This is a genomic window from Microbacterium sp. SA156 (genome assembly GCF_049065455.1).
GTDB classification, from domain to species: domain Bacteria; phylum Actinomycetota; class Actinomycetes; order Actinomycetales; family Microbacteriaceae; genus Microbacterium; species Microbacterium barkeri.
This window is the reverse complement of the sequence record NZ_JBAKGU010000017.1, coordinates 12,302-25,727: the sequence shown is the minus strand read 5'-3', so window position 1 is coordinate 25,727 and position 13,426 is coordinate 12,302. Positions and strand designations below refer to the sequence as shown.

Annotated in this window: 10 protein-coding genes; 3 read left to right on the top strand and 7 right to left on the bottom strand. The window is 72.7% G+C overall.

What is annotated here, in order from left to right; translation table 11 throughout:
• Positions 1–30 precede the first annotated feature (30 nt).
• Positions 31–1,164 carry an ROK family transcriptional regulator gene (locus ACOWU6_RS14425; protein WP_421076111.1) on the bottom strand — a complete coding sequence of 378 codons (1,134 nt, stop codon included), beginning with the start codon at positions 1,162–1,164 and terminating at the stop codon, positions 31–33.
• Positions 1,165–1,285: 121 nt separating this feature from the next.
• On the opposite strand from ACOWU6_RS14425, the gene ACOWU6_RS14420 reads away from it, so the two are divergent.
• From ACOWU6_RS14420 to ACOWU6_RS14410, 3 genes are all read left to right on the top strand, one after another.
• Positions 1,286–2,713 (top strand): family 20 glycosylhydrolase, encoded by a 1,428-nt coding sequence (locus tag ACOWU6_RS14420; protein WP_421076110.1) that lies wholly within the window; start codon positions 1,286–1,288, stop codon positions 2,711–2,713.
• 88 nt (positions 2,714–2,801) lie between these two features.
• A complete protein-coding gene (locus tag ACOWU6_RS14415; RefSeq protein ID WP_421076109.1) occupies positions 2,802–4,280 on the top strand; it encodes a L,D-transpeptidase family protein in 1,479 nt (492 codons plus the stop codon).
• Between the two features lie 20 nt (positions 4,281–4,300).
• Complete coding sequence (locus ACOWU6_RS14410) at positions 4,301–4,753, top strand: GNAT family N-acetyltransferase (protein WP_271174518.1); 453 nt, start codon at positions 4,301–4,303, stop codon at positions 4,751–4,753.
• Between the two features lie 183 nt (positions 4,754–4,936).
• Here ACOWU6_RS14410 and ACOWU6_RS14405 read toward each other — a convergent pair whose 3' ends face one another.
• The 6 genes from ACOWU6_RS14405 to purH form a co-directional block, all read right to left on the bottom strand.
• Complete coding sequence (locus ACOWU6_RS14405; protein WP_421076108.1) at positions 4,937–6,751, bottom strand: ABC transporter ATP-binding protein; 1,815 nt, start codon at positions 6,749–6,751, stop codon at positions 4,937–4,939.
• Positions 6,748–8,658, bottom strand: a complete 1,911-nt coding sequence (locus tag ACOWU6_RS14400) for an ABC transporter ATP-binding protein (RefSeq protein ID WP_421076107.1) — start codon at positions 8,656–8,658, stop codon at positions 6,748–6,750. Before ACOWU6_RS14400 ends, ACOWU6_RS14405 begins: the two co-directional genes overlap by 4 nt.
• Positions 8,659–8,752: 94 nt before the next feature.
• Entirely contained in the window at positions 8,753–9,622 is an 870-nt protein-coding gene (locus tag ACOWU6_RS14395) for a sulfurtransferase (RefSeq protein WP_282980293.1), read from the bottom strand.
• 33 nt (positions 9,623–9,655) lie between these two features.
• The gene (locus ACOWU6_RS14390; RefSeq protein ID WP_271174522.1) at positions 9,656–10,198 is read right to left on the bottom strand and encodes a methylated-DNA--[protein]-cysteine S-methyltransferase; all 543 of its coding nucleotides are present in this window, start codon (positions 10,196–10,198) and stop codon (positions 9,656–9,658) included.
• Entirely contained in the window at positions 10,195–11,670 is a 1,476-nt protein-coding gene (locus tag ACOWU6_RS14385) for an AlkA N-terminal domain-containing protein (protein WP_421076106.1), read from the bottom strand. The genes ACOWU6_RS14390 and ACOWU6_RS14385 overlap by 4 nt, the downstream gene beginning before the upstream one ends.
• Before the next feature lie 130 nt (positions 11,671–11,800).
• The gene (gene purH / locus ACOWU6_RS14380; protein WP_271174524.1) at positions 11,801–13,408 is read right to left on the bottom strand and encodes a bifunctional phosphoribosylaminoimidazolecarboxamide formyltransferase/IMP cyclohydrolase; all 1,608 of its coding nucleotides are present in this window, start codon (positions 13,406–13,408) and stop codon (positions 11,801–11,803) included.
• Positions 13,409–13,426: the final 18 nt, after the last annotated feature.

The following is a 13,426-nucleotide window of genomic DNA, read 5'->3' as shown; positions in this document are numbered from 1 at the left end:
TTCCTTCACTCGGATGGGTGGGGGTGGGGGTCAGCGGATGCCGAGTCGGGCATCCAGGACCATGGCGAAGGCGCCGCGCAGCACGACGTCGTCGCCCTGGGCGGACAGGCGCACGCGCGCGTGCGTCGTGAAGGGCTCGAGCGTGCGCGCGCGCAGGGTCTCGACCGCCGCGTCGCGCAGCGGGCCGTCGAGGAGGTCGACCGGCCCCGACAGGACGATGTCGTCGATGTCGAGGGTGCCGACGACGGGCGCGAGCGCGATGCCGAGCCGCTCCCCCGCGTCCCGGAGCACGCTGTCGCGGTCGCCCTCGGCGATGCGGGCCTGCAGCGCCGGCACGGCGAGCCACGCCTCGAGGCAGCCGTCGCGTCCGCATGCGCAGCGCGGGCCGCCGTCGGTGCCCACCGTGACGTGCCCGATCTCGCCGGCGGCGTCCCGGCTTCCGCGCGTCAGCTCGCCGCGCACGAGCAGCCCCGAGCCGACACCGCGGCCGATCCGCACGAGCATGAGGTCGTCGCTCGCGCCGCCCAGGGTGTACTCGGCGAGCGCGGCGGCGTTCGCATCGTTCGCGACGACGACGGGGATGCCGAGCTCCTCGGCGAGCAGCGCGCGCAGGGGCATGCCCGCCCAGCCGACGTTCGGCGCCGTCAGCACGACGCCGTCCGACGTGATGACGCCCGGGGCGCCCACGCCGACGCCGAGAAGGCGGGAGGTCGCCTCGCGTGCCACCGCCGACGCGAGCTCAAGCACGGCCGCGCGCGCGGCGTCGGCCTCGCCGTCGGCCGGTCGCGGCACGGCGGCGCGCGCGACGACGGCGCCCGTGAGGTCGAGGAGGGCCCCGCGGTACTCGTCGGCGGCGGAGAGGTCGATCGCGACGATCTGCAGGCCCTCGCGGTCGATGTCGACGAGCGTGGCCGGCTTGCCGGGGCCCGTCCGCGTCTGCACGCCCTGCTCGACGACGACGCCCTCGCCGATGAGCTCACCCGCGAGGTCGGACGTCGTGACGCGCGTGAGTCCCGTGGCGCGCGCGAGATCCGCGCGGCTCATCGCCCCCTCGTGGAAGAGCGCCTGCAGGACGAGCGCGCGGTTGTGCGCCCGCGCGTGCTCGGGCAGCACCTTCGCGCGGACGGCGCGGCGCGGTGCGGGGACGGTCTGCGGCTCGCTCATATTTGTAAGTTGTATTTACGAATACGAGGCGGCGCAAGCCCTGCGATCGATTTACGCAGGGAAGTTTACATATTCGTTACGCCACGCGCGCGGGAGCGCGGCTCCCTGCTACCGTCCCCTCATGCCGCTCCCGCTCATCCCCTGGCCGCGACGTGTGACGCCGGGCCCCGGGTCTCCCCTGCAGCTCGCGGCACGGACGCGGGACGAGGCGATCGGCCGCGCGCGCTCCGCCATCCGGCACGCCGACGATCCGACCATCCCGCGGGAGGGCTACGCGCTCCGCGTCGACGCGGACGGCATCGCCGTGCGCTCGAGCGACGAGGCGGGCGCCGCCTACGCCGCGGCCACGCTCGCCCAGCTCGTCGAGTGCGACGACACGGGGAGCTGGGTCATCCGCGCCGTCGAGATCGAGGATTCCCCGCGCTTCCCCTACCGCGGGGCCATGCTCGATGTCGCGCGGCACTTCCACCCCGTGCCGACCGTCGCCTGGTTCATCGACCGGCTCGCCGACCTGAAGCTCAACCACCTCCACCTCCACCTGACCGACGATCAGGGATGGCGGATCGCCCTGCGGTCACGGCCCGACCTCGTCGCACGCGGCTCCGCGACCGCGACAGGAGGCGACGCGGGCGGGTTCTACACGCAGGACGACTGGCAGGCGATCCTCGCCCACGCCGCGGCACGCCACGTGACGGTCGTGCCCGAGATCGACCTCCCCGGACACACCCACGCGGTCGGGCTCGCGCATCCCGAGCTCATGGCGCAGCCCGTCGTGAGCGACGAGGTCCGGGAGACCACGCGTCGGCTCGGCGGCGCGCTCCCCGAGCCGGGCGTCCCGTACACGGGCCTCGCGGTCGGGTTCTCCTCCCTGCGGCCGCTCGACGCCGAGGTCGACGCGTTCCTCGTCGACGTGCTCGGCGAGCTCTGCGCGATCACGCCGGGCCCGTTCGTCCACATCGGCGGAGACGAGGCCCTCGGGACGGCGCCGGAGGACTACGCGGCGCTCACCGCGCGCGCGGCGCGCATCGTCGCCGACGCCGGCAAGACGCCTATCGCGTGGCACGAGGCGGCGAGCGCTCCGCTTCCGGACGACGCGATCGGGCAGTACTGGGGCTTCCTCGTGCCGACGGACGGGCACGACGCGAAGGCGCGCGCCTTCGCCGCCCGCGGCGGCCTCATCCTCTCGCCCGCCGACGCGGTCTATCTCGACATGAAGTACGACGAGCGCACCCCGATCGGGCTCACGTGGGCCAACGGCCCCACGAGCATCGAGCGCTCGTACCGCTGGGAGCCCGACGACGTCGTGCCCGGTCTGCCCGCGCGCGCCATCCGCGGCGTGGAGGCGCCCCTGTGGACGGAGACCGTGCGCGACCGGCAGGACATCGAGCGGCTGGTCTTCCCCCGCATCGCGTCGGCCGCCGAGATCGCGTGGTCGACGGCCCGTGATCCCGAGCGGACCTGGCCGGCGTACCGCGCACGCCTCGCGGAGCTGGTGAGTCGCTGGGAGGATGACGGCATCCGGGTCGGCGCGATCGTGCCCACATCGTGATTCCGATGTGCCCTGAGGTAGGGTTCTCGCCCTTACGATGAAGATTCGGACCACGCCGTGCACATCGGCGCGCATCTGGGGGTAGAAGATGACCGATCTCGCGACCAAGCCCGCACCGGGGGCAGACGACGCCGGCGACGCCGCCGCGGCCGCTGCCGCACCCGTCGAGTGGGCGCCCGCGGAGCCCGAGCCGCGCAAGCGCCGCCTCGGCCTCTGGATCGGCATCCCCGCCGCCCTGCTGCTCGCGGGCGCGGGGGCGTGCTCGGCCATCCTCATCGCCCCCGGGGTCGAGGCCGCCGGCGCCGACATCGGCTGGCAGACCCCTGGCGCGGCCGGCGAGGCGATCGCCGCGGGCATCGCCGACACCGAGGTCACGATCACGACCGCGGCGGGCGAGGCGACCTTCACGGGCGCGGAGCTCGGCGCCTCCGTCGACGCGCAGGCGGTCGCAGAGAAGGCGTTCGGCGACCATCCGCTCTGGAACGTGGGCGCCTGGAACCCGGGCGCCGTCCCGGTCGACGTGGCGGTCGACGTCGACACCGCGCTCGCGGCCGTCGAGGCCGAGATCCCCGGCATCTTCACGGCGCCCGTCAACGCCGAGGTCACGTACGACGAGGGCGCCGGCACCTACTCCGTCGTGGACGCGAAGGCGGGCTCCGGGATCGACGTGGACGCGCTCGCGGCCGACATCTCGCGCGCGCTCAGCGCGGGCGGCGACGTCTCGGTCGAAGCGCAGGCCAGCGAGGTCGAGGCCGACATCACGACCGCCGAGGCGCAGGCCCAGGCCGAGGCCCTGAACGGGCTCATCCACGATGCGGGCTTCTACGTCGAGGACGAGAAGGTCGTCGGCATCGACCCCGCGCAGGCGGCCTCGTGGGTGCAGGTGAGCAGCGAGGGCGAGGAGATCGCCCTCTCCGTGGACCAGCAGGCGGTCGCGGCCGCCGTCGCAGACACGGTCGCCTCTCTGCCCGAGAAGGTGAACCGCGAGGTCGTGAACGAGGAGATCGTCACGAACTCCGCGGGAGACCACCTCCGCACGATCCAGGAGGGCCAGAACGGCTGGGGCCTCGAGTCGACCGACGGCATCGCGGAGAAGTTCGCCGAGCAGCTCGCCGCCGGCAACGGCGTGTACCAGCTGCCGGTCAAGGAGATCCCGTTCGAGACCACGCTCCTCCACCGCTGGATCGAGGTCGACAAGAGCGCCGGGACGACCATCCTCTACGAGAACGACAAGGTCGTCGACACCTACGCGATCGCGCTGGGCAAGCCCGGGCACGACACCCAGGAGGGCCGGTTCACGGTCTACGGGCAGCTCACCATCCAGGACATGGGCTCGTGCGACGCGGAGGGCAACTACGTGCCCGGCGGGAGCTTCGACTACTGCACGGCCGACGTCCCCTGGGTCACCTACTTCAACGGCGACCAGGGCTTCCACGGCACCTACTGGCACAGCAACTTCGGGGCCGGCGCGTACATGAGCCACGGCTGCGTGAACATGACGATCGCCGCCGCCGAGCGCGTGTACTACTTCGCGCAGACGGGCACCGAGGTGTGGGTGCACGCCTGATTGCGCGCTAGCCTGTCGATATGACCGAACTGCGCCTCGTCGAGCTCTCGGCCGACACCATCGTCCAGGTGAACAACCTGTCGCTCAAGCCGGGACAGGAGCAGTTCCTCGCGCCCGTCTCCTACGGCATCGCCGCCTCCGTCCTCAACCCGAAGACGACCTGGCAGCGCGTGGTGCTCGACGACTCCGACGTGGTCGGCTTCGTCAGCGCCAACTTCGACCGCGACGCCAAGCCCGAGTACTTCCAGTCGGTGCTGTGGCGCATCAACGTCGACGCCGACGACCAGGGCCGCGGCGTGGGGCGGTTCGCGGTCGAGGGTCTCCTCGACGAGGCCCGCAAGCGCGAGTTCGACCGCCTCAACGTGATCTACGAGGCGGGCGAAGGCGGCCCCGAGGCGTTCTTCCACCGTGTCGGCTTCACGCCCGTGGGCGAGACCGAGTACGGTGAAGTGATCGCAGAGATCCGCCTCTAGGCGCCCCGCGGCCCTGCCGCGGACGAACCCGAGAACCTCAGCACCGCGTCACCCGCCGCGGTGCCGACACCTGGCCGGCGGCGGGGCCTCGAATACCCCTCCCCCATCGAGACCCCGTCGCCCTCCTCATGAGAATCGCCCCGGACATCCGTCCGGGGCGATTCCCTTTCGCGCAGACCCGCGTCAGACGAGCGAGCCCTTCCACGCGGCATGGAGCTGCGCGAAGCGGCCCGTGCCGGCGATGAGCGCGTCGGGAGTGTCGTCCTCGACGATGCGGCCCTGCTCCATGACGAGCACGCGATCGGCGATCGCGACGGTCGACAGCCGGTGCGCGATGATGATCGCCGTCCGGTCGGCGAGCAGCGTCTGCAGCGCGTCCTGGATCATCCGCTCCGACGGGATGTCGAGAGACGCCGTCGCCTCGTCGAGGATGAGCACGGCCGGGTCGGCGAGGAAGGCGCGCGCGAACGAGATGAGCTGGCGCTGCCCGGCCGACACGCGCCCTCCGCGCTTGTTGACGTCGGTGTCGTAGCCGTCGGGGAGCGTCTCGATGAACGCGTCGGCGCCCACAGCCCGCGCCGCCTCCTTGATCTCGTCGAGCGTCGCGTCGGGCCGCCCGAGCGCGATGTTGTCGGCGACCGTGCCGCTGAAGAGGTACGCCTCCTGCGTCACCATGACGATCGCGCGGCGCAGGTCGCGCCCGTCGAGCTCGCGCAGGTCGATCCCGTCGAGCGTCACGCTGCCCGCGGTCGGGTCGTAGAAGCGCGACAGCAGCTTCGCGAGGGTCGACTTGCCGGCGCCGGTCGTCCCGACGAGGGCGACGGTCTGGCCGGCGGGGATGTCGAGGTCGAACGAGGGCAGGATGGTCCGCCCGCTCGCGTAGCCGAACGTCACGCGGTCGAAGCGGAGGTGGCCCCGCGCCTCCTCGAGTCGGACCGGACGCACCGGGTCGGGCACCGTCAGCTCCTCCTCCAGCACGCCCGAGACCTTCTCGAGCGCCGCGGATGCCGCCTGGAACGAGTTCAGGAACATCGCGACCTCCTGCAGCGGGCTGAAGAAGTTGCGCACGTAGAGCACCGCGCTCAGCAGCAGGCCCGCCGTGAACTCGCCTGTCGTCGCGCGCACTCCGCCCCACAGCACGACGGCGCCGATGGCGCACGCCGAGATCGCCATGAGCCCGGGCTCGAACGTGCCGAACAGGCGGATCGAGCGCATGTTGACCTCGCGGTACTCCTTCGCGAGGCCGCCGAACTCCACCTCGTTGCGCGGCTCGGTGCGGAAGGCCTTGCCGGCCCGGATGCCGGTCATCGTCTCGACGAACTTGACGATGAGCTTCGCGCTGACGACCCGCGAGACGCGGTACGCGCGCTGCGAGTTCACGTAGAACCAGCGCATGAGCAGCGCGAGCGGGACGAATGCCGCGACGAGCACGAGCGACGATCGCCAGTCGACGAGCGCGAGGGCGATGAACGTGAACGCCCCGTAGAGGACGCCGTGCACGAGCTGGTTGAGCCCGCCGTTCAGCAGCTCGCGGATCGTGTCGAGATCGCTCGTCTGCCGGGAGATGATGCGGCCCGACGTGTAGGTCTCGTGGAACTCGAGGCTCAGGCGCTGGGTGTGCCGGAAGACGCGCGTGCGCAGGTCGAGCAGCACGTTCTGCGTCACCCGGGCGGCGAGCATGTCGTACCAGGCGAGCAGCGCCGCCCCGCCGAGCGCCGTGACGATGTAGGCCGTGCCGACGAACCACGCCGGGCCCCAGTCGGCGCGGTCCAGCACGGCGGGCAGCGCGCTGTCGATGCCGAGGCCGATGAGCGCGGGTCCGAGCACGCGCACACCGGTCTGCGCGACGACGACGGACGCGACGAGCACGACCTGCCACTTCAGCGGCGCGAGCAGCGACAGGAGGAGCCGCCACGAGCGCCGACGGATCGCGCGGTTCTCCTCGCGCGTGAACTCGGAGCGGTCCTCTCCCGCTGTGCCGTGGACCGTGCTGCTCATCGGAGCGCCCCCTCGTCGTTCTGGTCGTGCTCGCCCGCGGCGCCCCCGACGATCGGGATGGCGCCGGTGACGACGTCGAATCCGTGCTCGGGATCCATGCGCCGCGCGCTGTCCTCCGAGTCCTCCTTCTCGAAGCTCGAGATGACGCTGCGGTAGTGCGCGGACGTCGCCATGAGCTCGGTGTGGGCGCCGACCGCGGTGATGCGCCCGCCCTCGAGCAGGGCGACGCGGTCGGCGAGCGCGACCGTCGACGGACGGTGCGCGACGATGAGCGCCGTCGTGCCCTGGAGCACACGGCGCAGGCCCACCTGGACGCGCTCCTCCGTGTCGACGTCGAGCGCCGACAGCGGGTCGTCCATGACGATGACGGTCGGGCGCGCGGCGACGGCCCGCGCGAGCGCGAGGCGCTGCCGCTGGCCGCCCGACAGGCTCATGCCCTCCTCGCCGATCATCGTCTCTGCCCCCTCTGGCAGGTGCGCCACGAACTCCGCCTGCGCGACGTCGAGCGCTTCCTGGAGGACGCGGTCGGCCTCGGGCGAGTGGATGTCGAGGTCGTCGCGCCCGAGGAGGACGTTCTCGCGCACCGATGCCGAGAAGAGCGTCGCGTCTTCGAACGCGGTCGCGATGTGCGCGCGCAGCTCGACGAGCGAGAGGTCGCGCACGTCGACGCCGTCGAGCGTGACCCGGCCGCCGGTGACGTCGTAGAGCCGCGTCGGCAGCGTCGTGAGCGTTGTCTTCCCCGAGCCGGTGAGCCCGACGAGCGCCATGGTCTCCCCCGGCCGCAGCGCGAGGTCGATGCCGTTCAGCAGGTCGGGCTCGTCGGCCCCCGCGTCCTGGTAGCGGAAGTGCGCATCCTCGAACACGAGGGCGCCCTGGGGGTCGGCGAGAGTCGCCGGCGCCTCGGGATCCACGATCGTGTCGACCGCGTCGAACACCTCGAACACGCGATCCGCCGCGGTGCGCGCGTCGAGGAGGAACGAGAAGAGGAAGCCGATCGACTCGAGCGGCCAGCGCAGCACGGTCGCCATCGCGAAGTACGCGAACAGCTGCGAGACCGAGATCTGATCCGTCGAGGCCAGCCAGATGCCGAGCACGAGCGAGATCGCGAAGGCGAGCTCGGGCGCCGCGACGAGCCAGAAGTCGATGCGCGCGATCGCCCCGGCCTTGCGCATCTCGGTCTCGCGGAGGTTCTCCGCCTGGCGCGTGAAGCGACGCAGGGCGTGCGGCCCGCGGCCGAAGGCCTTGAGCACGCGGATGCCGTGCACGCTCTCCTCGACGCTCGTGGCGAGGTCGCCCTGCTGGTCCTGGCTCTGCCGGCTGAGCACGCCGTAGGTCTGCTCGAACCGGAACCCCTGGTACCACACCGGCACACCCGACGCGATGAACACGACCGCGAGCGCCCAGTGCCACTGGAACAGCAGCACGGCGCCGATGAGGATGGTGAGGACGTTCACGACGAGCATGACGAGGCCGAAAGCCATCCATCGTCGGATGAGGCCGATGTCCTGCATCATGCGGCTCAGGAGCTGACCGCCCTGCCAGCGGTCGTGGAACTCGACGGGGAGACGCTGGAGGCGGTTGTAGAAGCGCGTGCGGATGTCGTACTCGACGCTCGTGGCCGGGCCGAGGATGAACCACCGACGCAGCCACACCATCGCGGCCTCGGCGAGGCCGAGCGCGAGCACGGCGGCGGCGCCCCAGACGATCGCGGAGACGACGCCGGAGGCGATCGGGCCGCCGACGACCCACTCGAGCACGATCGGGATGAGCAGGGCCAGCACCGCCGCGGTGAGCGCGCTGAGCCCGCCGAGCACGAGGCGCGGGAGAACCGGCTTCGCGAACGGGAGGAGACGGAGGAGGGAGCGGAGGGTCGACGGATTCTGGGGAGATGTGGTGGGGCGAGACATGATCCTCGAGGGGCCCGCGGGAGAGCGGGCCGGGAGATGGCTTTCCGACCACCCGAGCGGGGGTCAGCCTTTCAGCCTATCCACACCTCGGCCTTCAGGAAAGGGATTTCGCGTCTTCCCCGCCAAATCGATCGGAACCGATCGCGACGGGGCGCGCGGTGTTGCTCCATGCACTCCAGGACCCCGCGAAGAGGCGCGGCGCGAAGCCCGCGACCGTGAGCGCGACGAAGGCGTGCGAGGCCGTGACCCCCGAGCCGCAGTACACGCCGACGGGCTGATCAGGCCGCGCGCCGACGGCCTCGAACCGCGCGCGCAGTGCGTCGGGAGGCAGGAGACGCCCGCTCTCGTCGACCGTGTCGCCCGCGAACAGGTTCCGCGCGCCCGGCACGTGCCCCGCGCGCGGATCGATCGGCTCGACCTCGCCCCGGTAGCGCTCGGGCGCGCGCACGTCGATGAGCACGCCATCGCGCGCGAGCACGGCGGCCGCATCGATCGAGAGCTGCGGCAGCCGCCCCGCTGTGAGCGTGATCGAGCCGGGAGCGGGCACGACGTCGCCGCGCTCGAGCGCGTGACCCGACGCGACCCAGCCGCGCAGGGCGCCGTCGAGGATCCGCACGTCCTGCACGCCCGCGTCGGTCAGCAGCCACCACGCACGCGCAGCGGACAGCGACTTGAGATCGTCGTACACGACGACCGTGTCGCCGTCGTCCAGCCCCCAGCGTCGGGCGGCCCGCTCGAGTGCGGGGGTGTCGGGCAGAGGGTGTCGTCCGTCGGACGCCGCCCCGTGCCCCGACAGCTCCCTCTCGAGATCGACGTAGACCGCGCCGGGGATGTGCCCCTCGAGGTACTCGGGGCGACCGTCCGGCCGGTCGAGGCGCCAGCGCACATCGAGGATGCGGACGCGCTCATCGCGCGCGGTCAGCTCGGCCAGCTCGTCGGGGGTGATGAGGATCTCGGAGCCCATGACCGCCACGCTACGCGGCGCCCCCGACGCCCGTCACGGCACGGGTAACGCTTCGACATCGGCTGCGGGTGCGCCCGCAGCGGCGCCCGCGCGCTCGCGCGCGAGGAGCGACCGCTTGACGTCGACGCCCCACGCGAAGCCGCCCAGGGAGCCGTCGCCGCGGAGCACCCGGTGACACGGGACGAACAGCGCGGGGGCGTTGCGCGCGCAGATCGACGCGGCGGCCCGCACGGCGCGCGGCGAGCCGAGCGCCGCGGCGAAGCCCGTGTACGTGAGCGGCTCCCCGGGCGCGATGTCGCGCAGCGCCGCCCAGCCCGCCTGCTGGAGCACGGTGCCCTGCTGCCGCACGGCCACCGCGCGGATGGCCGCGAGGTCGCCCTCGTAGTACGCGGCGACGGCGTCGCCTGCCGCGGTGGGCTCCTCGCGCAGCTCGGCGGGACGCAGGCGCGGGTGGATGCGCGCGAGCACCAGCGAGGCGTCCGGCGTCCAGCCCGAGGCGAGCACGGCGCCGTCGGCGTCGGCGATCAGGGTGAACGGGCCGTCGGGCGTCGCGACGGTCTGGAGGCGAGCGGTCATGACGGGGTCTCCTTGCGGGATCGGGCGGGCTGCGCGGCCAGGGCCGCGCGCCACAGGTGCATCGAGAGGTAGGAGCGCCAGGGCGCGACGCGCGCCGCCCACGCGACGAGCTCGCGCGGTGCGGCGGGCAGTCCCGCGGCGGCCGCACCCGCGCGGAGCGCGACGTCGCCGGGCAGGATGATGTCGGAGTCGCCGAGCACGCGCATCCGCACGTAGTCGGCCGTCCACTCCCCCACGCCCCGCAGCGCGAGGAGGCGCTCCCGCTGGGCGTGGGCGTCATCGCCCGCGCTGAGGGCGAGATCCCCCGACGCGAGCGCGGCAGCCGCCTCGGTGATCGCACGGATGCGGGCCGCGGGGCCGCGGAGCACGTCGGCTCCGCGCTCCGCGATCGTCGCCATCCGCGGGAAGAGACGCCGCCGTTCCCCCGCGATCTCGACGTCCTCGCCGAGCGCCTCGACGAGACGCGTGAGATGGGTGCGCGCGGCCGACACGGAGATCTGCTGGCCGATCATCGCGCGGATGAGCATCTCGTGCGGGTCGGCGGCACCCGGCAGGCGGATGCCCGGGGTCGCCGCCACGAGCCCCGCGAGCTCGGGGTGCGCGCCGAGCGCCGCGTCGATCGCGAGCGGGTCCGCGTCGAGGTCGAACAGACGCCGCACGCGGGCGACGAGCGTCGCGAGGTCCGCGAGGCTCTGCAGCTGCGCGTCGAGCCGCAGGCGCCCGTCGAGGCGCAGCCGGAACCATCCGGCCCCGGCGGGCAGGCGCACGGTGCGCGCGAACGACGCCTCGTCGCCGGCCTCGACGCCGGGGAGCGCGCGCACGGACATCCAGGCGAACAGCCCGGCGTGGTCGAAGGGCTCGCGGACCGGCAGGGCGAGCGAGATGCCGGCCGAGGCCGTGCGACCGCGCCGCGTCGCGCGCAGCTCGGTCGGCGTCAGCCCGAACACCTCGCGCACGGTCTCGTTGAACTGGCGCACGCTCGCGAACCCCGCGGAGAAGGCGACGTCGGCGGCCGGCAGATCGGTGCCGACGAGCAGCAGCCGCGCGGTGTGGGCCCGCTGGGCGCGCGCGAGTGCGAGCGGGCCCGCGCCCAGCTCGTCGGCGAGCAGCCGCGACAGGTGGCGCGACGAGTACCCGAGCCGCCCCGCGAGGCCCGTGACGCCCTCGCGCTCGACGACGCCGTCGGCGATGAGGCGCATCGCGCGCGCCACGACGTCGCCCCGCAGATTCCAGTCCGGCGATCCGGGCGCCGCCTCCGGGAGGCAGCGCTTGCACGCGCGGTAGCCGGCCTCGTGCGCGGCGGCGCTCGTCGCGAAGAACGTCACGTTCGCCGGCTTCGGCGTCCGCGCGGGGCAGCTCGGCCGGCAGTAGATCCCGGTCGAGCGGACGGCGGTGACGAACTGGCCGTCGAAGCGGGTGTCGCGCGACGAGATCGCGCGGTACCGCTCGTCGAAGGTCATGCTCGTCGTCATGGCTCCAGCCTGTCACGCTCCGAGGGCGCGGGCTGGCGGTTTTCGGACACGGCGGTGGGGACGGCGAGAACGGCGCGAGCCGACCTCGGGATGGTGCCGAGGTCGGCTCGCTAGGGCCGGAAGCCGCGTGTCAGTGGAAGAAGTGACGCTCGCCGGTGAAGAACATCGTCACGCCGTTGGCGCGGGCGAGCTCGATCGTCTCGTCGTCGCGCACCGAGCCTCCGGGCTGGATGATCGCGCGCACACCCGCGTTGATGAGCACCTCGGGTCCGTCCGAGAACGGGAAGAACGCGTCCGACGCGGCGATCGATCCCGCCGCGCGCCCGCCCGCGCGCTCGACGGCGAGCTTGCACGAGTCCACCCGGTTGACCTGGCCCATGCCCACGCCGACAGTCGCGGCGTCCTTGGCGAGCACGATCGCGTTCGACTTCACGGCGCGGCACGTCTTCCACGCGAAGATGAAGTCGCTCATCTCCTCGTCGGACGGGCGCTCGCCCGACACGAGCTGCCAGCTCTGCGCGACGGACTGGATGTCGTCGGGGAACCGGTCGGAGTCCTGCAGGAGCAGGCCGCCCGAGACGAGGCGCACGTCCATCGTCTCCTGGCGCCAGTCGGCGGGCAGCTTGAGGAGGCGCAGGTTCTTCTTCGTCTTGAACACCTCGAGCGCGGCGGGCTCGAAGTCGGGGGCGACGATGACCTCCGTGAAGATGTCGCGGAGGTTCTCGGCCATCTTGAGCGTGACCGGTCGGTTCGCGGCGATGACGCCACCGAAGGCCGAGAGCGGGTCGCACTCGTGCGCGCGCAGGTGGGCGCTCGCGATCGGGTCGAGCGCGTTCGGCGCCGACAGCGCGATGCCGCACGGGTTCGCGTGCTTGATGATCGCGACCGCGGGGTTCACGTAGTCGTAGGCGGCGCGGAGGGCGGCGTCGGCGTCGACGTAGTTGTTGTACGACATCTCCTTGCCCTGGAGCTGCGTCGCCTGCGCGATCCCGTGGCCGTCCACGCGCGAGTAGATGGCGGCGCGCTGGTGGGAGTTCTCGCCGTAGCGCAGGTCGCCGAGCTTCTCGGCCTTGATCGTGAGGTGCTCCGGCAGGTCGGCGCCCTCGCCGAGCGTGCCCTCGGCGAACCACGCCGCCACAGCGGCGTCGTAGCCGGCGGTGTGCGCGAAGGCGCGCGCCGCGAGCTCCCGGCGCTGGCCGAGCGTCGTGCCGCCCGCGGCGACCGCGTCGATGATCGCCGGGTACGACTCCGGCGAGACGACGATCGCGACGTTCGCGAAGTTCTTCGCCGACGCGCGGACCATCGCGGGCCCTCCGATGTCGATCTGCTCGACGACGTCGTCGCCCGCGGCGCCCGAGCGGACGGTCTCCACGAACGGGTAGAGGTTCACCACGACGAGCTCGAACGGCGAGATGCCGAGATCGCCGAGCTGCTGCTCGTGGTGCTCGAGGCGGAGGTCGGCGAGGAGACCCGCGTGCACGCCCGGGTGCAGCGTCTTCACGCGTCCGTCGAGCGACTCGGGGAAGCCCGTCACGCTCGCGACGTCGGTCACATCGAAGCCGGCGTCGCGGATGGTCGACGCGGTCGAGCCCGTCGAGACGATCTCGACGCCCGCGGCCGCGAGCGCCTCGGCGAGCTTCAGGAGGTCGGTCTTGTCGCTGACCGACACGAGCGCGCGCCGGATCGGGACGACATCGCGGTCGCGGTAGAGCGAGTGGTCGTGGCGGGGGCCGGCCATGAGGACTCCTTGTCGGGG

Excerpts from the sequence above, each read along its gene's own strand:
- ACOWU6_RS14425 (WP_421076111.1), bottom strand. The coding sequence starts at position 1,164 with ATGAGCGAGCCGCAGACCGTCCCCGCACCGCGCCGCGCCGTCCGCGCG.
- ACOWU6_RS14420 (WP_421076110.1), top strand. The coding sequence starts at position 1,286 with ATGCCGCTCCCGCTCATCCCCTGGCCGCGACGTGTGACGCCGGGCCCC.
- ACOWU6_RS14415 (WP_421076109.1), top strand. The coding sequence starts at position 2,802 with ATGACCGATCTCGCGACCAAGCCCGCACCGGGGGCAGACGACGCCGGC.
- ACOWU6_RS14410 (WP_271174518.1), top strand. The coding sequence starts at position 4,301 with ATGACCGAACTGCGCCTCGTCGAGCTCTCGGCCGACACCATCGTCCAG.
- ACOWU6_RS14405 (WP_421076108.1), bottom strand. The coding sequence starts at position 6,751 with ATGAGCAGCACGGTCCACGGCACAGCGGGAGAGGACCGCTCCGAGTTC.
- ACOWU6_RS14400 (WP_421076107.1), bottom strand. The coding sequence starts at position 8,658 with ATGTCTCGCCCCACCACATCTCCCCAGAATCCGTCGACCCTCCGCTCC.
- ACOWU6_RS14395 (WP_282980293.1), bottom strand. The coding sequence starts at position 9,622 with ATGGGCTCCGAGATCCTCATCACCCCCGACGAGCTGGCCGAGCTGACC.
- ACOWU6_RS14390 (WP_271174522.1), bottom strand. The coding sequence starts at position 10,198 with ATGACCGCTCGCCTCCAGACCGTCGCGACGCCCGACGGCCCGTTCACC.
- ACOWU6_RS14385 (WP_421076106.1), bottom strand. The coding sequence starts at position 11,670 with ATGACGACGAGCATGACCTTCGACGAGCGGTACCGCGCGATCTCGTCG.
- purH (WP_271174524.1), bottom strand. The coding sequence starts at position 13,408 with ATGGCCGGCCCCCGCCACGACCACTCGCTCTACCGCGACCGCGATGTC.